Source organism: Pantoea sp. B623, assembly GCF_024814475.1.
Lineage (GTDB): Bacteria > Pseudomonadota > Gammaproteobacteria > Enterobacterales > Enterobacteriaceae > Pantoea > Pantoea ananatis.
Genome location: NZ_JANUXM010000004.1, coordinates 1,071,010 through 1,090,826, shown reverse-complemented (window position 1 = coordinate 1,090,826; position 19,817 = coordinate 1,071,010). Strand labels below are relative to the sequence as shown.

Genomic DNA, 19,817 nt, shown 5'->3' with positions numbered 1-19,817 from the left:
GTCAATGATTACTGCGTGGTGCCGTCAGTTTTGGTATTAACGTGACCGCCACCTTTTTTGGTATGCACTTTTTTGTTCATGTCAGGGCATTTGCCATCTTTACACTGCGTGTTCTTGTCAATTTCATCGGCAGTCATGTGTTTGCTGCTGGAGGTGCTGTCTCGGGTTGGAGAAGACATCTCAGTGCCGGTGTTATTAATTTTGCTGTTATCCACTTTGTTCGGTGGCAGATTCTCATTCGCGCCGCCGGCGACTGCGCCTGCTGCTGCGGCCTGGTTAGAGTTTCCGTTGGCAGCCATTGCTGCGCCACTGCCCAGAGTCATTGCTGCCGTCAGAAAAATTATTGCAAACTTATTCATCATTATGCTCCCGTTAATAAATGATATTTGCTGTCTCTAACCGCTGCCAGATAAGGTTCAGAGAAAAAGCGCCCTGAGCGAAATAAAATTTCGCTGGTTAGCTTAAAGACAGGTGTTAATAAAAGTAAGCCACCGTTCCTCAGTGATTACCTTTAAAAGTCTAGACGCATAACCCATTTATGCAAATTTCACGCATACATTATGCGCTCATCAGGAATTTACACCCTGTGCGCTTCGGGCTACATTGGCTGGGTTGTGTCCGGCGGGCGCCGGGCCAGAAATTATATGGAATGAGTATGAATTACCAGAACGATGACTTACGCATCAAAGAGATCAAAGAGCTCCTGCCCCCCGTAGCCTTACTGGAAAAATTTCCTGCCACCGAACGTGCAGCGCAGACCGTGTCTCAGGCTCGCCAGGCCATTCACCAGATTCTGACCGGCCAGGACGATCGCCTGCTGGTGGTCATTGGGCCCTGCTCAATTCACGATACGGAAGCCGCACAAGAGTACGCGGCGCGCCTGTTAACCCTGCGTGAGCAGCTTAAAGGCGAGCTGGAAGTGGTCATGCGCGTTTATTTTGAAAAACCGCGTACCACCGTTGGCTGGAAAGGGCTGATCAACGACCCTTACATGGATGGCTCCTTTCAGCTAAACGACGGCCTGCGCCTCGCGCGTAAGCTGCTGCTGGAGATCAACGATTCCGGCCTGCCTGCCGCTGGCGAATTCCTGGATATGATTACGCCGCAGTACGTGGCGGATTTGATGAGCTGGGGGGCCATCGGTGCCCGTACCACCGAGTCACAGGTTCACCGCGAGCTGGCTTCCGGCCTTTCCTGCCCGGTAGGGTTTAAAAACGGTACGGACGGCACCATTAAAGTGGCGATTGATGCCATCAACGCAGCCGGTTCACCGCACTGTTTCCTGTCAGTGACCAAATACGGTCACTCCGCGATTGTGGAAACCCGCGGTAACGGCGACTGCCATATCATCCTGCGCGGCGGTAAAGAGCCGAACTACAGCGCCAGTCATGTCAGCGCGGTGAAAGCCGGTCTGGAAAAAGCCGGGTTGCCTCAGCAGGTAATGATCGACTTCAGCCATGCTAACAGCAGCAAGCAGTTTCAGAAGCAGATGCAGGTGGCGGACGATGTGGCACAGCAGATGATCAACGGTGAGCGCGGTATTATCGGCGTGATGATTGAAAGCCATCTGGTTGAAGGGAATCAGAGCCTGGAAAGCGGCGAGCCGCTGGTTTACGGCAAGAGCGTCACGGATGCCTGTATTGGCTGGGCCGATACCGAAAAGGTGCTGCGTCAGCTGGCCGATGCGGTTATAAAGCGTCGCAGGTAAGCAGGGCGCAATAAAAAAGGGCCAGACATTGTCTGGCCCTTTTTGCACGGAAGCAAAATTACTTCGCTTTACCCTGATTGGCAACGGCCGCGGCTTTCGCTGCGATCTCGTCAGCATCACCCAGGTAGTAATGTTTGATCGGTTTGAAGTTTTCATCGAACTCGTACACCAGCGGAACGCCGGTCGGGATATTCAGTTCAAGAATCTCTTCTTCGCTCATGTTGTCCAGGTATTTCACCAGCGCACGCAGTGAGTTACCGTGGGCCGCCACGATCACTTTCTCACCACTTTTGATACGTGGCAGAATGGATTCGTTCCAGTAAGGGATCACGCGTTCGATGGTCAGCGCCAGGCTTTCGGTGGTGGGCAGCTGCTCAGGCTTCAGCGAAGCATAACGCGGGTCGTGTCCAGGAAAACGCTCATCGCTGCGGTCCAGCTCTGGCGGAGTCACCGCGAAGCCACGACGCCACTGTTTAACCTGCTCGTCGCCGTATTTTGCGGCGGTTTCAGCTTTGTCCAGGCCCTGCAGCGCGCCATAGTGACGTTCGTTCAGACGCCAGGATTTCTCAACGGGCAGCCAGGCCTGATCCAGCTCATCCAGCACATTCCACAGGGTGTGAATGGCGCGTTTCAGCACAGAGGTGTAGGCGAAATCAAACACGAAACCTTCTTTCTTCAGCAGCTGTCCGGCTGCTTTAGCTTCGGTACGGCCCTTGTCAGAAAGGTCTACATCATACCATCCGGTGAAGCGGTTTTCGTTGTTCCACTGGCTTTCGCCGTGTCGCACCAGAACCAGCTTAGTTACAGCCATAGCTTAACTCCTTAATACTTGAAGTTTCTGAGATAATGGAAACCTGCTGTCGCCAGCCCGTTGGCTGACCAATTGCGTTCTACCATAGCGGAAAACGGCGCACTGCGTAAGTCTGTCTGTGACGCACTGCGCGTTTTTCACACGGTGGCTCAGCGTGGTGTAAAGCGATAGCGCGTGACGGATTCCCAACGATCTCCCGGCTGCAGCCAGCAATCATCCTGTGGCCACTCGGGATGATTAGGCGAATCCGGTAAAAATTCACTCTCCAGCGCGATCCCCTGAAAAGCAGTATAGCTTTCCTGCTCCCGGGCGCGCGTGCCGGCCAGATAGTTACCGCTGTAGAACTGTAACGCGGGCGCTGACGTGGTCACGCTCAACTGGAGCTTGCCGTCCTCTGACCAGAGTTCAGCGGCAGGCTGGCTGCTATCGCCTGCACTGTTCAGCAGGTAAGCATGGTCATAGCCTTTAACTGCCTTCTGATCGTCATCGGCAAGAAAATCCTGCTCAATGCGTTTGGCCTGACGGAAATCGAAGCTGGTGCCGTCCACTGCCTTCAGTGGGCCGTTGGGAATCCCCTCGCTATCCACGGGCAGGTAACGATCGGCGTGCAGTTGTAACCGATGCTGGCGCGCATCACCATGATGCGCATCAAGATTAAAGTAAGCATGGTTGGTGAGACCGACCGGGCAGGGCTGGTCGCACTGCGCCTGATAGTGAATGGACAGGCAGTTATCGTCATCCAGCACATAGCGTAAATCAGCAATAAGGTTGCCCGGGTAGCCCTGATCGCCATCGGGCGAATCAAGACGATAATGCACTTCCGTTTCTGACTGACTGACAATTTGCCAGCGGCGTTTATCAAACCCTTCTGGGCCGCCGTGTAACTGATGTTCGCCCTGATTGGCGCTCAACGGGCGGCTGATTTTATTCAGTTTCGCGCCGGCAATACGGTTCGCATAACGGCCTACCGTGGCACCCAGATAGGCATCCTGATGCAGATAGTCGGAAGGGGTTGCACAGCCCAGCAGGGCTTCACGCACGTGACCGTCCTGCAGTGGGACCCGCGCCGACAGCCAGGTTGCGCCCCAGTCCATAAAGGTGGCAATCATGCCATTGGCATTACGTAATACGGTGATGCGCCACGGCTGACCGTCCGGCGCATGGGAGTTCACATCGTTTAGCATTGGCCCGCTCCTTCTGATGCTTTGCACACGTAGAAGGTCTCCTTGATGCCCGTTTTGGCTTCATACTGGCTGGCGACGGCGGCCTGAACCCGATCCACCAGATCAAGCGGCATCAGAGCGACAATACAGCCACCGAAGCCACCGCCGGTCATGCGAACACCGCCACGATCGCCGATCTCGGCTTTTACAATCTCGACCAGGGTATCCACCGGCGGCACGGTAATTTCGAAGTCATCACGCATTGAGGCGTGAGATTCCGCCATCAGTTCGCCCATGCGGGCTAAATCGCCGCGTGACAGCGCCTCGGCGGCCTCCAGCGTACGGGCGTTTTCAGTGATGACGTGACGTACGCGTTTGGCAACCTGCGGATCTAACTGAGACTCAGCCGCGTTGAACTCGGCCAGGTCGACATCCCGCAGCGCCTTTTTGTTAAAGAAGCGTGCGCCGGTTTCACACTGCTCACGGCGAACGTTGTATTCGCTTCCCACCAGGCTGCGACGGAAGTTGGAATTGATGATGACCACGGCAATATCGTCCGGCATCGAAACCGGTGTCGTGCCCAGCGTCCGGCAGTCCAGCAGCATGGCATGATCTTTCTGGCCCAGCGCGGAAATCAGCTGATCCATAATGCCGCAGTTACAGCCCACGAACTGGTTTTCTGCTTCCTGACCGTTGACCGCGATGGCGGCGCCGTCCAGTGCCAGGTTAAACAGCTGCTGGAAAACCGTTCCGACCGCCACTTCCAGCGAGGCGGAAGAGCTAAGGCCCGCGCCCTGAGGCACGTTGCCGCTAATCACCATATCGACGCCGCCAAAATCCGGTGCGCGTTGCTGAAGGTGCTTGACGACGCCGCGCACATAGTTCGCCCACATGGGTTCTTTTACGCTGGTAATCGGGGCATCCAGTGAAAAGATGTCCTGCGCCTGATCGTAATCCACGGCAACCACGCGTACCTGCCGATCGTCGCGTTTTGCACAGGCGATAACCGTTTGATAATCAATAGCGCAAGGCAGCACGAAACCGTCGTTGTAATCGGTATGTTCGCCAATCAAATTAACGCGGCCTGGGGCCTGAATCGCGTGGGTAGGCGCATAGCCAAAGGTCTCAGTAAACACCTGCTGCGTGATGGTTTTTAAGCTCATTGTTGTGCCTCACGGAAATGAATATCGCTCACGGAACGCAGGCGTTCGGCTGCCTGTTCTGCGGTTAAATCGCGTTGGGTTTCAGCCAGCATCTCGTAGCCGACCATAAATTTGCGCACCGTTGCGGAACGCAGCAGCGGCGGATAAAAGTGGGCGTGCAGCTGCCAGTGTTCATTGTCGTCACCGTTGAACGGCGCGCCGTGCCAGCCCATGGAGTAGGGGAAAGAGCACTGAAACAGGTTGTCGTAACGGCTGGTCAGGCGCTTGATGGCACAAGCGAGATCGTCACGCTGCGCATCGGTCAAATCGGTCAGGCGCTTAACATGGGTTTTTGGCAGCAGCAGGGTTTCAAACGGCCACGCCGCCCACCAGGGCACCACGGCCAGCCAGTGTTCGGTTTCAACAACGGTGCGGCTGCCATCCTGCTGTTCACGCGCAAGGTAATCCACCAGCATCGGCGAACCCTTTTGGGCAAAGTAGCGGCGCTGCAGATCGTCTTCGCGCTGGGCTTCATTAGGCAGAAAGCTGTTGGCCCAGACTTGTCCATGAGGATGGGGATTAGAGCAGCCCATCGCGGCGCCCTTGTTCTCAAAGACCTGCACCCAGGGATAGTGCTGACCCAGTTCAGCTGTCTGTTCTTGCCAGGTGCGGACGACGTCCTGTAACGCGCTCAGTGACATTTCGGGCAGGGTTTTACTGTGGTCGGGCGAAAAGCAGATCACGCGGCTGGTACCGCGCGCGCTTTCGCAACGCATCAACATGTCATCACTTTCAGGCGCGTCGGGCGTATCCGTCATCAACGCGGCAAAATCATTCGTAAAAACGTAGGTGCCTTGATAATCAGGATTCACATCGCCCGTGATGCGCGTGTTGCCTGCGCACAGGAAACAGTCAGGATCGTGTGACGGCAGCGTATTCACTGCGGGCGTTTCCTGAGCCCCCTGCCAGGGACGTTTGGCACGATGAGGAGAAACCAAAATCCACTGATCGGTCAGGGGATTGTAACGGCGATGAGGATGATCGGCCGGGTTAAATTTTTCCATGTTGCATCCTGGTAAGCGTCAAAATTAAAAAGTCATCAAGAAAAAATAGCACATCGGGTGAGTCAAAAACGTGATCCAGTCTGGATAAGTGGTATCGTTTACACAAGCTGAATATTCTTATTTAAAGGCGAATCCGCACATCGCATCGCTAAAAAACAGGTTTAAATGGTAGCGTTTACATCTGGTGGTAAACAACGCCGCTGACACGGCGTCAGGGCACTCAAATCCTGTCCTGTTGGTAGCGATAGCCGCCGTCAGGCTGGGCCACAAAATGCAGACGGTGGGTAATACACTGGGGCGCGTCCTCAGCATGATGTGAAACGAACAGGAGTTGAGTACGGCCTTCACCAATCAAAATATCGATGAAACGTCTTACCAGCTGGCGGTTGAGTGGATCAAGCCCCTGCAAGGGTTCATCCAGTATCAACAGCGTAGGATGCTTAACCAGCGCCCGGGCGATCAACACCAGCCGTTGCTGGCCCCAGGATAAACCGTGAAAGGGCATATCCCCCATTCTGCTATCCATGCCCAGCAGCGCCAGCCACTGACGCGCCAGCGCCATTTGGCGATCGGAGACGGCCTGATAAAGACCAATCGAGTCAAAAAAGCCGGACAGGATCACGGTCCGGACGTTGACGCTTACGCGGTAATCAAGATGCAGGCTGCTGCTGACATAGCCAATATGCTGTTTGATATCCCAGATGGTCTCGCCGCTGCCACGGCGCCGGCCAAACAGGGTTAAATCGTTGCTGTAGCCCTGGGGATGGTCGCCCGTGACCAGGCTGAGTAACGTCGATTTTCCCGCGCCGTTTGGCCCGAGAATATGCCAGTGCTCCCCGGTATTAACCTGCCAGTCGAGGCCGTCGATAATACGCTGGTCGTTATAGGATACGATGCCGTTACGCAGAAGCACTCGCGGCGCGTCATCTGCCAGTGGCGGTAGCGCATCCGGGACGTCGGCTTCCGGCAGCGCCATGCCAGCCAGTTGCTCACTGCGCGCCAGCTGGGCCACCAGCGCCTGCGCCAGAATTTCCTCACGGGGTCCGACATGCGTCAGGCTGCATTCTGCCAGTACGCCAACCTGGTCAACGTAGTCCGGAATATCATCGAAGCGGTTCAGCACCAGCACCAGGGTAAAATCCGCCTGCGGCAACTGGTGCAGCGTGGCGGTCAGATTCGCGCGCGATTCGACATCCAGGCCGTCGAAAGGCTCATCCAGAATCAGCAGGTCGGGCTGCTTCATCAGCGCCTGGCACAGTAATGTTTTGCGCGTTTCACCGGTAGAGAGGTATTTAAAACGGCGGTTAAGCAGGCCGGTGATACCAAACTGCGTGGCCAGCTGCTCGCAGCGCACCCTGTCTTTAACCTCATCCTGAATGATTTCAGCCGTTGTGCGGCCGGTATCATCCTCACCTTCGCTCAGCAGGTCGGTGTTATTCCGTTGCCACTCATCGGCGACCAGCTTCTGCAACTGCTCCAGCGACAGGCGGCTGGGACGTTGAAAATCACAGGTTACCTGACCTGACAGCGGTGCCAGTTCCCCCGAGAGGGCGCGCGCCAGTGAGGATTTACCACTGCCGTTGGCACCGACAAATGCCCAGCGCTCGCCGGGCTGAAGGTGTACATCGGTCAGCGACAACACTCGCGCATCATTAAGATGAAATATGCCTTGCGAAATATGCAATGAAGCCATGATTCGTTCCATTTTTTGCAGCGTTAACCGTTGTTGTAGCCACTGCTTCGAACGAAGTCAAACCCGAATGATAAATCAACGCAAAGCGGCGACGATGGCGTGGCTGGCGCTAAAGCTGGCGATCACGGCGTGACCCGGTTGCCACTGCCGACGCGCAATTTCCGCGTTTTCCAGCGTGGCACACAGCGTTTCACCGCCCGGCAGGCGCATCAGGACTTCACTGACCTGCTCACCGGTTTCGATAGCGCTTATGGTGGCGGCCAGCTGATTATCCGCCCCGGTTGCATCAGTATGAAGGCTGATCCACGGGGCTTTAATCAGAACCAGCACCTCTTTGCCTGCCTTGAGATGCAGGCGTTCTGCGCTGCGCGCGGTCAGGGCGACGTTGAGCCGGGTTACGCCATCCGAGAGCAGAATGGTCAGGTGCTGCTGGATATGCTGCGCGTCGTTATCCACCACGGTGCCGAACAGTTGATTACGTGCGCTGGTTTGCAATGAAGAGCGGGCGATAGCGGCCAGCAGGCTGTCCAGCGGCAGCGAGTCCTGTTGCAGAGCATCAAAGGCGTGCTGTTGAATCTTTTCCATCAGGCCGAACAGCTGTACCAGACGTTCGCCATAGCGGGTTAACTGCGCGCCACCGCCGCCTTTGCCACCGGTTGCCCGCGTCACCATTTCCTGTTCAGCCAGCTGGTTCATCTCGTTGATGGCATCCCAGGCGCTTTTGTAACTGATGCCCGCCAGCTTCGCGCCCTGGCTAATCGAACCGGTTTGCTGCACGCGCTTTAACAGTTCAATGCGGCGTGGATCGGCAAACAGCTTTTGCTGCAGGCGGATGTGAAGGGTGAGTTCGGCTTGCATGGTGGCTCCTGCAAAGAATGAATCGCGTAATCAGGCAGATGATAACGAGCTTTCAGCCTCAAAGTAAAAGCACGAAAAGGTCTGCGCAAAGTTTTACTAAGCCGTTACAATCTCTTTTTTTACACGCAAAGTGGGACTCTTCATGCTGGAACTCATCAAAAGCCTCGCCGTGGCAGTGATCATGGTACCTGTGGTAATGGCGATTATGTTAGGCCTGATCTACGGCCTGGGTGAAGTGTTTAACCTCATCTCTAAAACGGGTCGCCGCGACAACAACAACGCCCGCTCACAGAACTAATCCCCACACAACGTCCGCCTCAGTGCGGACGTTGTCCTCGCCCTGAACGCCTCTTTTTACTTTTTTGCTAATTTGACGCCGCTGTCAGATAATGCGTTGTATTATTCAATATATAACGATCACTGGAGAAAAATCATGCGTTTACCTTTTTGTCGTCTGAGCATTGCGCTGGTAATGAGCGTTTCACTGGCAGGCCAGGCGCTGGCGGCTGATAAGGTCACTGTGTTTGCGGCGGCGTCACTCACTAACGCGCTGGAAGAGATTGCAGCACAGTACAAAAAAACGCACGGCACTGACGTTGTCTCATCCTTTGCGTCGTCCTCGGTACTGGCGCGTCAGATTGAGCAGGGCGCACCTGCCGATCTGTTTATCTCAGCCGACCAACAGTGGATGGACGATGCCGTTGCTAAAAAAAGCATGATCGACAGCACCCGCTATACGTTGTTGGGCAATGACCTGGTGCTGATTGCACCGCGCAGCGACAGCGCCAAACCGGTGACGATCAACGATCAAACCAACTGGAAAAGCCTGTTGAAGGGCGAACGTCTGGCCGTGGGCGATCCCGATCACGTGCCGGCGGGCATCTATGCTAAAGAAGCGCTGCAAAAGCTGGGTGCCTGGTCTTCTGTTTCCCCGGCGCTGGCGCGTGCCAGTAATGTGCGCGCCGCCCTGGCGCTGGTGGAACGTAATGAAACGCCTTATGGCATTGTGTACGGCTCAGATGCTGTAGCCAGTAAAAAAGTTCAGGTGGTGGGCACCTTTCCGGAAGACAGCCACAAGCCGGTCGAATATCCTGTCGCAATCGTTAACGATCGCGACAACGCTGCCGTTAAGGCTTTCTATAACTACCTGAAAGGGCCTGAAGCGGCCGCAGTGTTCAAACAATACGGATTCTCGCCTAAAAAATGATACTCAGTGATGTTGAATGGCAGGCGGTCCTGCTCAGCCTGCAGGTGTCAGGCATTGCCGTACTGTGCAGTCTGCCATTCGGTATCCTGATGGCATGGGTGCTGGTACGTTGCCGCTTCCCCGGCAAAGCCATCCTCGACAGTGTGATCCACTTACCCCTGGTGCTGCCGCCGGTGGTGGTGGGTTACCTGTTGCTGATTGGCCTGGGTCGGCGCGGCATCATCGGTGAAAAACTGTATGAATGGTTTGGCTTCAGCTTCGCCTTTAGCTGGCGCGGCGCGGCGCTGGCCTCTGCGGTGATTGCCTTTCCCCTGATGGTGCGGGCCATTCGTCTGGCGCTGGAGGCGGTGGATAGCCGGCTGGAGCAGGCTGCGCGCACCTTAGGTGCCGGACGCTGGCGGGTCTTTTTTACCATTACGCTGCCGTTAACGCTGCCCGGTATTATTGTCGGCACCGTACTGGCCTTTGCCCGTTCCCTTGGCGAGTTCGGTGCCACTATTACCTTCGTTTCCAACATTCCCGGCGAAACCCGCACCATTCCTCTGGCGATGTATACGTTGATTGAAACGCCCGGGGCGGAAGGGGCCGCCGCACGTCTGTGCGTTATCGCGATCGTTCTGGCACTGGCTTCCTTACTGGCGTCTGAATGGCTGGCGCAGTGGGGGCGTAAACGGATGGGGGCTTCATGCTGACGCTGAACATGGCTCAACGCCTGGGCGAGCATCAGCTTGAGGTTGATGTGACGATCCCCGCCAGCGGTATCACCGCGATATTCGGCGTGTCGGGCGCGGGCAAAACCTCACTGATTAACGCCATTGGCGGCTTAACCCAACCTCAGCGCGGACGCATTCAGCTGAATGAGCGAATACTGTTTGATGCCGATCAGCAGATCGCCTTGCCGCCGGAAAAGCGCCGCATCGGCTACGTTTTCCAGGACGCACGGCTGTTTCCGCACTACCGGGTTCGGGGGAATTTACGTTACGGCCTCTCGGCCAGCATGAAGGGCCAGTTTGATTCGCTGGTGGCGTTACTGGGCCTTGAGCCGCTGCTGGATCGTTTTCCGCTGTCGCTGTCGGGCGGAGAAAAGCAGCGTGTTGCTATTGGCCGCGCCCTGCTCAGTGCACCCGATATTCTGTTAATGGATGAGCCGCTGGCGTCGCTGGATTTACCGCGCAAGCGTGAGCTGATGCCTTACCTGCAGAGGCTGGCGAAGCAGGTTGATATTCCCGTGTTGTACGTCTCCCATAGCCTGGAAGAGATTCTGCAGCTGGCGGATAACGTGCTGGTGCTGGATCAGGGTAAGGTTAAAGCCTTTGGCCCGCTGGAGCGCGTCTGGAGCAGCAGCGCAATGCGGCCATGGCTGCCCGCCAGCGATCTGACCAGCGTGCTGCGTGTGCAGGTGCTGGAGCACCATCCTGATTATCCTATGTCGGCGCTGTCTCTGGGCGATCAACATATTTGGGTCAGTCGGGTGAATTTGCCCGTTAAATCGGCATTGCGGATCCGTATTGCCTCGGCGGACGTCTCCCTGACGCTGCAACCGGCTCAGCACAGCTCTATCCGCAATATCCTGCCTGCGCAGGTCGTCGAACTCATTGAGGTGGGCGATCAGGTTGAGGTCAGGTTGCGCATTGGCGTAAGCGAACTGTGGGCGCGCATCTCGCCCTGGGGGCGCGACGAGCTCAATATCCGGCCGTCACAGTGGCTGTATGCCCAGATTAAAAGCGTGTCGGTGACGGCCTGAACCCGGCAGGCGTGCCTTGCCGGGTTGGGCAGGATTACAGGACGTACTGGTAAAGCGTGTCGGCGATACTGGTTTCCAGGTTGGTGCCAGTGACCATTTTTGCCCGGGATTTAATCACGTCATCCGCATTTCCCATTGCCACGCCCAGCCCCACCGTTTCCAGCATGCTCAGGTCGTTATAGTTGTCACCAAAGGCAATGACGTCCTGCAGGCTCAGCCCCACGGATTCTACCCACTGCGCCAGGCGCTTGCCTTTGCTGTTGCCGCCGCGGGCGACATCGACCTGATCGTGCCATGACCATTCACAGGCCAGCCCGAGTTCGGTTTCCGCGCGCTGCGCAAACTGCTGCAGTTCGGTGGTGTTCTCATGAGACAGGGCAAACTTCCAGATCGACCCGGCCTCTCTGGCCGCCTGCGCCAGGCTGTCCACCTGCTTAAACACAGGACGCTGGTGCGGCGGAAGCGACTCACTCCACTTCAGTGTGCGAATCACATGGCCGGTTGGCGTTTGATACAGCATTGCATCGTCTACATACAGCAGGCCGTGAATCTGATGTTCATCCAGCATCTCAATGACGCGCACCGCGCTGCCGACGTCCAGCGGGTCAGCGGCCAGCACTTTTTGGGCCGGATAGTCATATAAATAGGTACCATTACAGCAGATTGCAGGCGTATCCAGGGCTAACGTCTGGTAGAAAGGATGGATAGCGCAGTGATGACGGCCGGTCACGATAATCACCTTGACGCCAGCCTGACGCGCTTGAGTAATCGCTTCCACGGATTGGGGCAGAATGGTTTTCGTCGGGGTTAACAGCGTGCCGTCAAGGTCGAGGGCGATTACACGATAGCTCATTAATCCTCTCATCGGGATGGGTTAGCAGAACAGTAAGTCTACACCTGACCGTGGTACAGAAACAAAAATCAGGGCACAAATCATTCCAGCGAGACAGAAAAAAACGCGCTACAGTGACCCTCAGAACAACATGAGTCAGCGAAAAAGGAGAATACATGAAGCAGGTTGTCTACACCGCCAGTCCCGAGAGTCAACAAATCCATGTCTGGCAGTTGAATGAAGATGGCACCTTGACGCTCCTGCAGGTTACGGACGTCGCCGGTCAGGTTCAGCCTATGGTGGTGAGTCCAAAAAAAGATTTCTTGTATGTAGGCGTGCGCCCCGACTTCCGTGTACTGGCGTTTCGCATCGCCTCAGACGGCACCTTGACCGAAGCCGGACAGGCGCCTCTGCCGGGCAGCCCGACCCATATTTCCACCGATCATGCCGGCCGTTTCCTGTTTTGCGGCTCTTACAACGATGCGTGCGTCAGTATCAGCCCAATAGGGGATGACGGCGTGCCACAGGCACCGAGCCAGGTCATTAACGGCCTGGCGGGATGCCACTCCGCCAATATCGACAATGCCGATCGGACGCTGTACGTGCCTGCCCTGAAGCAGGATCGCATTTGCCTGTTTACCCTTGGCGCAGACGGTCAGTTAACCCCGCATTCGCAGGAGCAGGTTACCACGTCGGAAGGCGCCGGGCCTCGCCACATGGCGTTTCATGCCAACGGACAGTACGCCTACAGCGTCAATGAGCTGAACAGCACGGTCGAGGTCTGGGCGCTGAAAAATGCGCAGGACAAGGTTGAGTCGGTACAGACGCTGGATATGATGCCGCCTGATTTTACCGGTACCCGCTGGGCTGCCGATATTCATCTGACGCCAGACGGACGTTTCCTGTACGCCTGCGATCGCACCAGCAGCACCTTAACGGTATTTAGCGTCAGCGAAGACGGTGCCGTGCTGACAGTCGAAGGGTTTCAGCCGACCGAAACGCAGCCGCGCGGATTCAATATCGATCACGCGGGCCAGTTCCTGGTGGCGGCGGGGCAGAAGTCACACCACATTGAAGTCTACAATATCACTGAGCCACAGGGCTTACTGAAGCCGGTGGGCCGTTACGCCGTTGGACAGGGTCCGATGTGGGTAGTGGTACATCAGCTGGCAGGATAACCTGCAAATTGCCGCTTCCGGAATCGTTCGACAGGCCGGAAGCGGCATTTTTATGCGGCGATCAGACGTAATGAACGGTCAGCGATGCGCTGGCTAGCACGTGAAAATGCACGTTAAACCCGACCATGGCGCCGCTGGCACCCTCATCGACGTCGATTTTGTCCACATCCAGCGCATGAACGCTGAAAATATAACGATGGGTTTCACCGGCAGGCGGTGCTGCGCCGCCGTATCCGGCCTGACCGAAATCCGTGCGTGTTTGTAGCGCCCCAGCGGGCAGTGCGGCTTTACCCGAACCGGCACCCTGAGGCAGCGATGTGGTATCGGCCGGAATATTCGCCACCACCCAGTGCCACCAGCCTGAGCCGGTAGGCGCATCCGGATCGAAGCAGGTGATGACAAAACTTTTGGTGCCTTCTGGCGAATCTTCCCAGGCAAGGTGAGGGGAAAGATTATCGCCCTGATAACCCATTCCGTTAAAAACGTGTTTCTCCGGCATCTTGTCGCCGTCGTGTAAATCCTGGCTGTAAACTCGCATTACATCTCCTTGCGTTAATGGTCACTGCCTTTTCATCTTAACCAAAAGCCGGTTTACGTCCAGCCGTTGCAACATTAAGAAAGAAAGTGAGCGGGCTGCTCCAGCGCCGCCCCAATCGCATTGACCAGCTTATCCAGCGCCTCAGGGGAGATGATATAAGGCGGCATCAGATAAATCAGGCGGCCAAAAGGGCGAATCCAGACGCCCTGACTGACAAAGAACTGTTGCAGCGCCGCCATATTGACCGGTTGATGCGTTTCCACCACGCCAATGGCTCCCAGCACGCGCACGTCAGCCACCGCGGGCGCGTGACGCAGGGGCAGCAGCGCGCCACGCAGCTGACGCTCGATCGTCGCAACCTGCTGACGCCAGTCACCTTCCTGCACCATTGCCAGGCTTTCTGACGCCACCGCGCACGCCAGCGGATTGCCCATAAAGGTGGGGCCGTGCATAAAGCAGCCCGCCGGACTGAGGCTGATGGTATCGGCCACGTCACGGGTGGTGAGGGTAGCGGCGAGGCTCATCGTGCCGCCGGTCAGGGCTTTGCCTACGCACATGATGTCCGGTGAAATCGCCGCATGTTCGCAGGCGAACAGCGTACCGGTGCGGCCAAAGCCGGTTGCGATCTCATCGGCGATCAGCAGAATGCCGTAGCGATCACAGGCTTCGCGTACACACTGCAAATAGCGCGGATGGTAAAAACGCATTCCCCCGGCACCCTGAACGATGGGTTCCAGAATCACCGCGGCCAGCTGCCCCCGATGCTGCTGGATCAGCCGGATAAAATCCTCTGCATCACGCGCATCCCACTCGTCATCAAAACCGCACTGCGGCGCCGCGGCGAAATGGTGTTCCGGCAGGTAGCCGCGCCACAGGCTGTGCATGGAATTATCCGGATCGCATACCGACATCGCGGCAAAGGTATCGCCGTGATAACCGCGTTTGAGCGTCAAAAATTGCTGACGCGTCTCGCCTCGCCCAAGCCAGTATTGCAGCGCCATTTTCATCGCGACTTCAACGGCGACCGAGCCGGAATCGGCCAGAAATACACATTCCAGCGCGTCTGGCGTCATCGAGACCAGCTGACGACACAACGCCACCGCGGCAGGATGGGTAATGCCGCCAAACATCACGTGGGACATCTGCCCCATCTGCTGTTGCAGGGCGCGATTCAGGCGCGGATGGTTATAGCCATGTATCGCCGCCCACCAGGACGACATTCCGTCCACCAGGGTACGACCATCTGCCAGCTGCAGATGATAATCCTGTGCCGCAACAACCGGATAGCAGGGCAGCGGCTGCTGCATTGAGGTGTAGGGATGCCAGATATGCTGGCGATCAAATTCAGCGTCCTGAGAAGTAAACATCGGAGTTGTAAACCAAAATAAAAAGATTTAGTTTACAAGTATAACCACGTTAACTGTCGGGATGACACCTTTTTTGGAGTAAGTAATGTCACAACGTTGGACTCTGGCTCAGGCCCAGGCGCTGTTTGATCGGCCATTTCTTGAACTGATGTTTGAAGCGCAACAGGTGCACCGCCAGCACTTCGATCCACGTCAGGTGCAGGTCAGCACACTGCTGTCGATTAAAACCGGTGCCTGCCCGGAAGACTGCAAATATTGCCCGCAAAGCGCCCGCTACAAGACGGGCCTGGAATCTGAGCGACTGATGGAAGTGGATGAGGTACTGCGTTCCGCGCAGAAAGCCAAAGCCGCAGGCTCCAGCCGCTTCTGCATGGGGGCGGCATGGAAAAACCCCAGCGATCGCGATATGCCCTACCTGGAAAAAATGGTCGAAGGCGTCAAAGCGATGGGCATGGAAACCTGCATGACGCTTGGCACGTTGAGCGACAGTCAGGCGCAGCGTTTAGGCAGTGCCGGACTGGATTTCTACAACCACAATCTGGACACTTCACCGGAGTTTTACGGCAATATCATCACCACGCGCAGCTATCAGGAACGACTGGATACGCTGGGGAAAGTGCGTGATGCCGGCATCAAGGTCTGTTCGGGCGGGATTGTGGGCCTGGGTGAAACCGTAAACGACCGTGCCGGACTGCTGGTACAGCTGGCTAACCTGCCGACGCCGCCTGAAAGTGTGCCCATCAACATGCTGGTGAAGGTGAAAGGCACGCCGCTGGCAGACAATGATGACGTTGAACCTTTCGACTTTATCCGCACCATCGCCGTGGCGCGCATCATGATGCCCACCTCGCATGTTCGCCTGTCCGCAGGCCGTGAGCAGATGAACGAGCAAACCCAGGCGATGTGCTTTATGGCCGGGGCAAACTCCATTTTTTACGGTTGCAAGCTGCTGACGACGCCGAACCCGGAAGAAGACAAAGATATGTTGCTGTTCCGTAAGCTGGGGCTGAATCCTGAGCATACGCAGACCGCAAACGGCGACAATGCCCAGCAGCAGCAGTTAAGTGAGCAACTGCTTCATGCCGATACAGAAACATTCTATAACGCGGCGCTGTAATGAGCTGGCAGCAACGCATCCAGCAGGCGCTGATACAGCGCCGTGCTGAAGATGGCTGGCGCGAACGGCGCGTGATAGAAGAGAATCAGACGCGCCTGATCCGCCATGCCGGTCAGACCTTTCGCCATTTCTCCAGTAACGATTATCTTGGGCTGAGCCAGCATCCCGCCGTCATGGCGGGCTGGCAACAAGGCGTGGACGAGGCCGGTGCCGGTGCGGGTGCATCGGGCCATGTAACCGGTTTTCATCGTTTACATGCCGAGCTGGAAGCACAGCTTGCAGACTGGCTGGGCTATTCGCGCGCGCTGCTGTTTATTTCCGGCTTTGCGGCGAATCAGGCGGTGATTCACCTGCTGGCAGAGAAAAATGACCGCATTCTGGCCGACAAACTGACGCATGCTTCGCTGCTGGAGGCCGCCAGCCAAAGCCCTGCTCAGCTGCGTCGCTTTACCCATAACGATCCTCTCAGTCTGGCTAAGCGCCTGGATGCGCCCTGCGAAGGGCAAACGCTGGTGGTGACCGAAGGGGTTTTCAGTATGGACGGCGACAGCGCGCCCCTTCAGGCGATCGCCGACCGGGCGAAACATGCCGGTGCCTGTTTGCTGGTCGATGATGCGCACGGCATAGGGGTGACGGGCGAGCAGGGACGTGGCAGCTGTTGGGCACAGGGCATGAAACCCGACCTGCTGGTGGTGACCTTTGGCAAAGCCTTTGGCGTAAGCGGGGCCGCGCTGTTGTGTGATGAGGCGACCGCCGATTACTTTGTGCAATTTTCCCGTCACCTGATTTACTCCACGGCGATGCCGCCAGCCCAGGCCAGTGCGCTGTTAGCGTCGCTGAAACAGGTGCAGGCGGGTGATGATCGCCGCCAACGTCTCGCGCGTAATATCGCCCATTTCCGGCACGGCGCGGCCTCGTTGCCCTGGCAACTTATGGCGTCATCCAGCGCCATTCAGCCATTAATCGTCGGGGATAACGGCGAGGCGCTGGCGCTGTCTGCGCGCCTGGCCAGGGCGGGCTGCTGGGTCAGTGCGATCCGTCCGCCGACCGTGCCGCCGGGCACGGCCCGTCTGCGTATCACGCTTACCGCCGTCCATGAGCCAGAGGATATTGATGCCCTGCTGGAGGCGCTGTATGACGCTGCAGGTTGATAAAGGCGCGGTTGCACGGGCATTTGGCCGCGCCGCATCTCAGTATGATCACTATGCTGAACTCCAGCGGCTGAGCGGGGACGCGCTACTGGCGCAGGTGCCAGCGCACAGCGGTTTGCAACTGCTGGATGCCGGATGCGGAACCGGCTGGTACAGCCGGATATGGCGCGATCGGGGTAAAGAGGTCACGGCGCTGGATCTCTCCCCGCAGATGCTGCAACAGGCCCGGCAAAACGGGGCCGCGCATCACTATCTGGCTGGCGATATTGATGCTCTGCCACTGGCAGACCAGTCTGTTGACCTCGTATGGAGCAATCTGGTGGTGCAGTGGAGCGAGAATCTTCAGGCGGCGCTGATGCAGTTTAACCGGGTACTCAGGCCCGGCGGCTGCCTGCTGTTTTCCACCCTGAGCGCGGGCTCCCTGCACGAAGTGCATCAGGCCTGGTCACAGGTGGATGGCCGTCTCCATGCGAACCGCTTTTTGCCTGCGCAGGAGATTGCTGCCGCCTGTGAAACACAGCGTCTGCGCTGCCATGCGCAAACCCTTACCCTGCATTTTCCCGATGCGCTGAGTGCAATGCGCTCCCTGAAGGGCATCGGGGCAACGCATCTGCATACCGGACGGTCTGGCTGCGTATTAACGCGCCAGCGTCTTGCTCAGCTCGAAGCCCACTGGCCGCGGGATGAGCAGGGTTTCCGCCTCAGTTACCATCTTATGTTTGGAGTGACACAATGTTGAATCGCTGGTTTGTTACCGGCACCGACACCGAAGTCGGTAAAACGGTTGCCAGTGCGGCGCTGCTGCAGGCTGCCACCGCCGCAGGCTACCGCAGTGCGGGCTATAAACCTGTGGCCTCAGGCTGCGAGCTCACCGCAGCAGGCGTGCGCAACAGTGATGCGCTGACCTTACAGCGTTACAGCAACGTCCCGCTGCGCTACGAACAGGTCAATCCACTGGCGTTTATGGAGCCGACTTCACCTCATATCGCCAGCGCGGATGAGGGCAGACCGATTGAGTTTGCCACGCTGTCGGCGGGGCTGCGGGAACTTGAGCCGCTGGCAGAATGGATTTTGGTGGAAGGTGCGGGCGGCTGGTACACGCCGCTTTCTGAGACGCAAACCTATGCAGACTGGGTTGAGGAGGAGCAGCTACCGGTCATTTTGGTAGTGGGCGTCAAGCTGGGATGTATCAATCATGCCATGCTGACTGCCGATGCGATTCGCGCACGCGGCCTGCACCTGGCGGGCTGGATCGCCAATACGGTACAGCCACCCGGCCAGCGTTATCAGGCCTACCTGGCGGCCTTAACGCAGCGGCTTCCTGCACCTTGCCTGGGCGTGATCCCCTGGCTAACCCAGGAAGACCAGCAGGCAAACTGTGGACATTATCTGACGCTGCCGGATCGATCAGGCCACCGTTAACCACTTCTCCAGGGTCGCGTCATCCAGCTGGGCGACGTTGCCCTGTGCCACATTGCGCCCGCGATGCAGCAGGAGAAAGTTGTCAGCCACGCGGCGAATCAGCGAGACGCGCTGTTCAAGCAGCAGAATCGTCAGGCCGTAGTCACGATTAAGGCGACGAATCAGATTCCCCATCTCTTCTTCCAGCCAGGGCGCCATGCCGTCGGCCGGCTCATCCAGAATCAACAGGCGGGGCTGCAGCACCAGCGCACAGGCCAGAGCCAACTGCTGCTGCTGATAGACCGGCAGGTCGCCGCTGCGCTGCTGACGCAGCGAATAGAGCGCGGGTAACAGATCAAAGATCATTTCCGGGATCGCCCGATAACCGTCATTCGCCTGTGCGCCTGCCAGTAGGGCAATGAGTAAATTATCCTCAACGCTCATCTGAGTAAAAATGTGGCGCCCCTGCGGAACAAACCCGATCCCCTGTCGGGCCCGCAGCTCAGCAGGCTGCGAGAGCAGGTCTTCCGGCGGCGAGCCATCCTGCTGCCAGCTGATCGTCCCGCTGTTAATCGGTAGCTTGCCCATAATGCAGTTCACCAGCGTGGTTTTTCCCATACCGGGGCGTCCCAGTATGCCGGTGCAGGTGCCGGGAGGCAGATCAAGATCCACATTCCAGAGAATATGATTTTTACCGTAAAACTGATTCACCGACCGTAAACTTAGCATCTGACGCGCTCCTTCCAGATAATTAACCTGAATGCTTTCGCCGTTCATTTCTGGTAAATCGCTCTAATGAGATAGCGGCGCATTTCACGCGGCTACTGCCTGTAACACTCAGAT

The 19,817-nt window shown here is 57.1% G+C and carries 21 protein-coding genes; 10 read left to right on the top strand and 11 right to left on the bottom strand.

Annotated elements, in window-relative coordinates:
* Positions 1–8 precede the first annotated feature (8 nt).
* A complete protein-coding gene (locus NXS97_RS06975) occupies positions 9–362 on the bottom strand; it encodes a YbgS-like family protein (protein WP_013025086.1) in 354 nt (117 codons plus the stop codon).
* 293 nt (positions 363–655) lie between these two features.
* Here NXS97_RS06975 and aroG point away from each other — a divergent pair, with 293 nt between their 5' ends.
* On the top strand, positions 656–1,708 hold the full coding sequence (gene aroG / locus NXS97_RS06970) for a 3-deoxy-7-phosphoheptulonate synthase AroG (RefSeq protein ID WP_014606285.1): 1,053 nt from the start codon (positions 656–658) through the stop codon (positions 1,706–1,708).
* A gap of 58 nt (positions 1,709–1,766) precedes the next feature.
* Here the strand turns inward: aroG and gpmA are convergent, their stop codons facing one another.
* The 6 genes from gpmA to modE form a co-directional block, all read right to left on the bottom strand.
* Entirely contained in the window at positions 1,767–2,519 is a 753-nt protein-coding gene (gpmA, locus tag NXS97_RS06965) for a 2,3-diphosphoglycerate-dependent phosphoglycerate mutase (RefSeq protein ID WP_013025088.1), read from the bottom strand.
* A 149-nt stretch (positions 2,520–2,668) separates the two neighbouring features.
* The gene (galM, locus tag NXS97_RS06960) at positions 2,669–3,703 is read right to left on the bottom strand and encodes a galactose-1-epimerase (RefSeq protein WP_022623682.1); all 1,035 of its coding nucleotides are present in this window, start codon (positions 3,701–3,703) and stop codon (positions 2,669–2,671) included.
* A complete protein-coding gene (galK, locus tag NXS97_RS06955) occupies positions 3,697–4,845 on the bottom strand; it encodes a galactokinase (protein ID WP_019106139.1) in 1,149 nt (382 codons plus the stop codon). Before galK ends, galM begins: the two co-directional genes overlap by 7 nt.
* A complete protein-coding gene (gene galT / locus NXS97_RS06950) occupies positions 4,842–5,888 on the bottom strand; it encodes a galactose-1-phosphate uridylyltransferase (protein ID WP_019106140.1) in 1,047 nt (348 codons plus the stop codon). Before galT ends, galK begins: the two co-directional genes overlap by 4 nt.
* Positions 5,889–6,108: 220 nt before the next feature.
* A complete protein-coding gene (gene modF, locus NXS97_RS06945) occupies positions 6,109–7,581 on the bottom strand; it encodes a molybdate ABC transporter ATP-binding protein ModF (protein ID WP_078828556.1) in 1,473 nt (490 codons plus the stop codon).
* Positions 7,582–7,656: 75 nt separating this feature from the next.
* The gene (modE, locus tag NXS97_RS06940; protein WP_013025093.1) at positions 7,657–8,439 is read right to left on the bottom strand and encodes a molybdenum-dependent transcriptional regulator; all 783 of its coding nucleotides are present in this window, start codon (positions 8,437–8,439) and stop codon (positions 7,657–7,659) included.
* Between the two features lie 142 nt (positions 8,440–8,581).
* Here modE and NXS97_RS06935 point away from each other — a divergent pair, with 142 nt between their 5' ends.
* From NXS97_RS06935 to modC, 4 genes are all read left to right on the top strand, one after another.
* Entirely contained in the window at positions 8,582–8,737 is a 156-nt protein-coding gene (locus NXS97_RS06935) for an AcrZ family multidrug efflux pump-associated protein (protein WP_014606279.1), read from the top strand.
* A 135-nt stretch (positions 8,738–8,872) separates the two neighbouring features.
* A complete protein-coding gene (gene modA / locus NXS97_RS06930) occupies positions 8,873–9,646 on the top strand; it encodes a molybdate ABC transporter substrate-binding protein (RefSeq protein ID WP_015700723.1) in 774 nt (257 codons plus the stop codon).
* A complete protein-coding gene (gene modB, locus NXS97_RS06925) occupies positions 9,643–10,338 on the top strand; it encodes a molybdate ABC transporter permease subunit (RefSeq protein WP_015700722.1) in 696 nt (231 codons plus the stop codon). The genes modA and modB overlap by 4 nt, the downstream gene beginning before the upstream one ends.
* Positions 10,332–11,390: a molybdenum ABC transporter ATP-binding protein ModC gene (gene modC / locus NXS97_RS06920; RefSeq protein WP_116219553.1), complete on the top strand. Its 1,059-nt coding sequence runs from the start codon at positions 10,332–10,334 to the stop codon at positions 11,388–11,390. The genes modB and modC overlap by 7 nt, the downstream gene beginning before the upstream one ends.
* A 34-nt stretch (positions 11,391–11,424) precedes the next feature.
* On the opposite strand, the gene NXS97_RS06915 is transcribed toward modC, so the two are convergent.
* Positions 11,425–12,243, bottom strand: a complete 819-nt coding sequence (locus NXS97_RS06915) for a pyridoxal phosphatase (RefSeq protein WP_022623676.1) — start codon at positions 12,241–12,243, stop codon at positions 11,425–11,427.
* Between the two features lie 155 nt (positions 12,244–12,398).
* On the opposite strand from NXS97_RS06915, the gene pgl reads away from it, so the two are divergent.
* The gene (gene pgl, locus NXS97_RS06910) at positions 12,399–13,400 is read left to right on the top strand and encodes a 6-phosphogluconolactonase (RefSeq protein WP_116197465.1); all 1,002 of its coding nucleotides are present in this window, start codon (positions 12,399–12,401) and stop codon (positions 13,398–13,400) included.
* Positions 13,401–13,461: 61 nt separating this feature from the next.
* Here pgl and NXS97_RS06905 read toward each other — a convergent pair whose 3' ends face one another.
* Positions 13,462–13,938: a kinase inhibitor gene (locus NXS97_RS06905; protein WP_015700721.1), complete on the bottom strand. Its 477-nt coding sequence runs from the start codon at positions 13,936–13,938 to the stop codon at positions 13,462–13,464.
* Between the two features lie 74 nt (positions 13,939–14,012).
* On the bottom strand, positions 14,013–15,305 hold the full coding sequence (gene bioA / locus NXS97_RS06900) for an adenosylmethionine--8-amino-7-oxononanoate transaminase (RefSeq protein WP_015700720.1): 1,293 nt from the start codon (positions 15,303–15,305) through the stop codon (positions 14,013–14,015).
* Between the two features lie 85 nt (positions 15,306–15,390).
* On the opposite strand from bioA, the gene bioB reads away from it, so the two are divergent.
* Genes bioB through bioD form a run of 4 tightly spaced genes read left to right on the top strand, consistent with a single transcriptional unit; the run spans position 15,391 to position 18,995 of the window.
* Entirely contained in the window at positions 15,391–16,422 is a 1,032-nt protein-coding gene (gene bioB, locus NXS97_RS06895; protein WP_013025102.1) for a biotin synthase BioB, read from the top strand.
* A complete protein-coding gene (gene bioF, locus NXS97_RS06890; RefSeq protein WP_013025103.1) occupies positions 16,422–17,573 on the top strand; it encodes an 8-amino-7-oxononanoate synthase in 1,152 nt (383 codons plus the stop codon). The genes bioB and bioF overlap by 1 nt, the downstream gene beginning before the upstream one ends.
* Positions 17,557–18,312, top strand: a complete 756-nt coding sequence (bioC, locus tag NXS97_RS06885) for a malonyl-ACP O-methyltransferase BioC (protein WP_014606273.1) — start codon at positions 17,557–17,559, stop codon at positions 18,310–18,312. The genes bioF and bioC overlap by 17 nt, the downstream gene beginning before the upstream one ends.
* Positions 18,306–18,995, top strand: a complete 690-nt coding sequence (gene bioD, locus NXS97_RS06880; protein WP_014593221.1) for a dethiobiotin synthase — start codon at positions 18,306–18,308, stop codon at positions 18,993–18,995. Before bioC ends, bioD begins: the two co-directional genes overlap by 7 nt.
* Here the strand turns inward: bioD and NXS97_RS06875 are convergent.
* Positions 18,981–19,703, bottom strand: coding sequence for an ABC transporter ATP-binding protein (locus tag NXS97_RS06875; protein WP_116219782.1), 723 nt, complete (start codon positions 19,701–19,703; stop codon positions 18,981–18,983). The genes bioD and NXS97_RS06875 overlap by 15 nt on opposite strands.
* Positions 19,704–19,817: the final 114 nt, after the last annotated feature.

Coding starts and splice junctions, on each gene's coding strand:
- NXS97_RS06975 (WP_013025086.1), bottom strand. CDS start 362: ATGATGAATAAGTTTGCAATAATTTTTCTGACGGCAGCAATGACTCTG.
- aroG (WP_014606285.1), top strand. CDS start 656: ATGAATTACCAGAACGATGACTTACGCATCAAAGAGATCAAAGAGCTC.
- gpmA (WP_013025088.1), bottom strand. CDS start 2,519: ATGGCTGTAACTAAGCTGGTTCTGGTGCGACACGGCGAAAGCCAGTGG.
- galM (WP_022623682.1), bottom strand. CDS start 3,703: ATGCTAAACGATGTGAACTCCCATGCGCCGGACGGTCAGCCGTGGCGC.
- galK (WP_019106139.1), bottom strand. CDS start 4,845: ATGAGCTTAAAAACCATCACGCAGCAGGTGTTTACTGAGACCTTTGGC.
- galT (WP_019106140.1), bottom strand. CDS start 5,888: ATGGAAAAATTTAACCCGGCCGATCATCCTCATCGCCGTTACAATCCC.
- modF (WP_078828556.1), bottom strand. CDS start 7,581: ATGGCTTCATTGCATATTTCGCAAGGCATATTTCATCTTAATGATGCG.
- modE (WP_013025093.1), bottom strand. CDS start 8,439: ATGCAAGCCGAACTCACCCTTCACATCCGCCTGCAGCAAAAGCTGTTT.
- NXS97_RS06935 (WP_014606279.1), top strand. CDS start 8,582: ATGCTGGAACTCATCAAAAGCCTCGCCGTGGCAGTGATCATGGTACCT.
- modA (WP_015700723.1), top strand. CDS start 8,873: ATGCGTTTACCTTTTTGTCGTCTGAGCATTGCGCTGGTAATGAGCGTT.
- modB (WP_015700722.1), top strand. CDS start 9,643: ATGATACTCAGTGATGTTGAATGGCAGGCGGTCCTGCTCAGCCTGCAG.
- modC (WP_116219553.1), top strand. CDS start 10,332: ATGCTGACGCTGAACATGGCTCAACGCCTGGGCGAGCATCAGCTTGAG.
- NXS97_RS06915 (WP_022623676.1), bottom strand. CDS start 12,243: ATGAGCTATCGTGTAATCGCCCTCGACCTTGACGGCACGCTGTTAACC.
- pgl (WP_116197465.1), top strand. CDS start 12,399: ATGAAGCAGGTTGTCTACACCGCCAGTCCCGAGAGTCAACAAATCCAT.
- NXS97_RS06905 (WP_015700721.1), bottom strand. CDS start 13,938: ATGCGAGTTTACAGCCAGGATTTACACGACGGCGACAAGATGCCGGAG.
- bioA (WP_015700720.1), bottom strand. CDS start 15,305: ATGTTTACTTCTCAGGACGCTGAATTTGATCGCCAGCATATCTGGCAT.
- bioB (WP_013025102.1), top strand. CDS start 15,391: ATGTCACAACGTTGGACTCTGGCTCAGGCCCAGGCGCTGTTTGATCGG.
- bioF (WP_013025103.1), top strand. CDS start 16,422: ATGAGCTGGCAGCAACGCATCCAGCAGGCGCTGATACAGCGCCGTGCT.
- bioC (WP_014606273.1), top strand. CDS start 17,557: ATGACGCTGCAGGTTGATAAAGGCGCGGTTGCACGGGCATTTGGCCGC.
- bioD (WP_014593221.1), top strand. CDS start 18,306: ATGTTGAATCGCTGGTTTGTTACCGGCACCGACACCGAAGTCGGTAAA.
- NXS97_RS06875 (WP_116219782.1), bottom strand. CDS start 19,703: ATGCTAAGTTTACGGTCGGTGAATCAGTTTTACGGTAAAAATCATATT.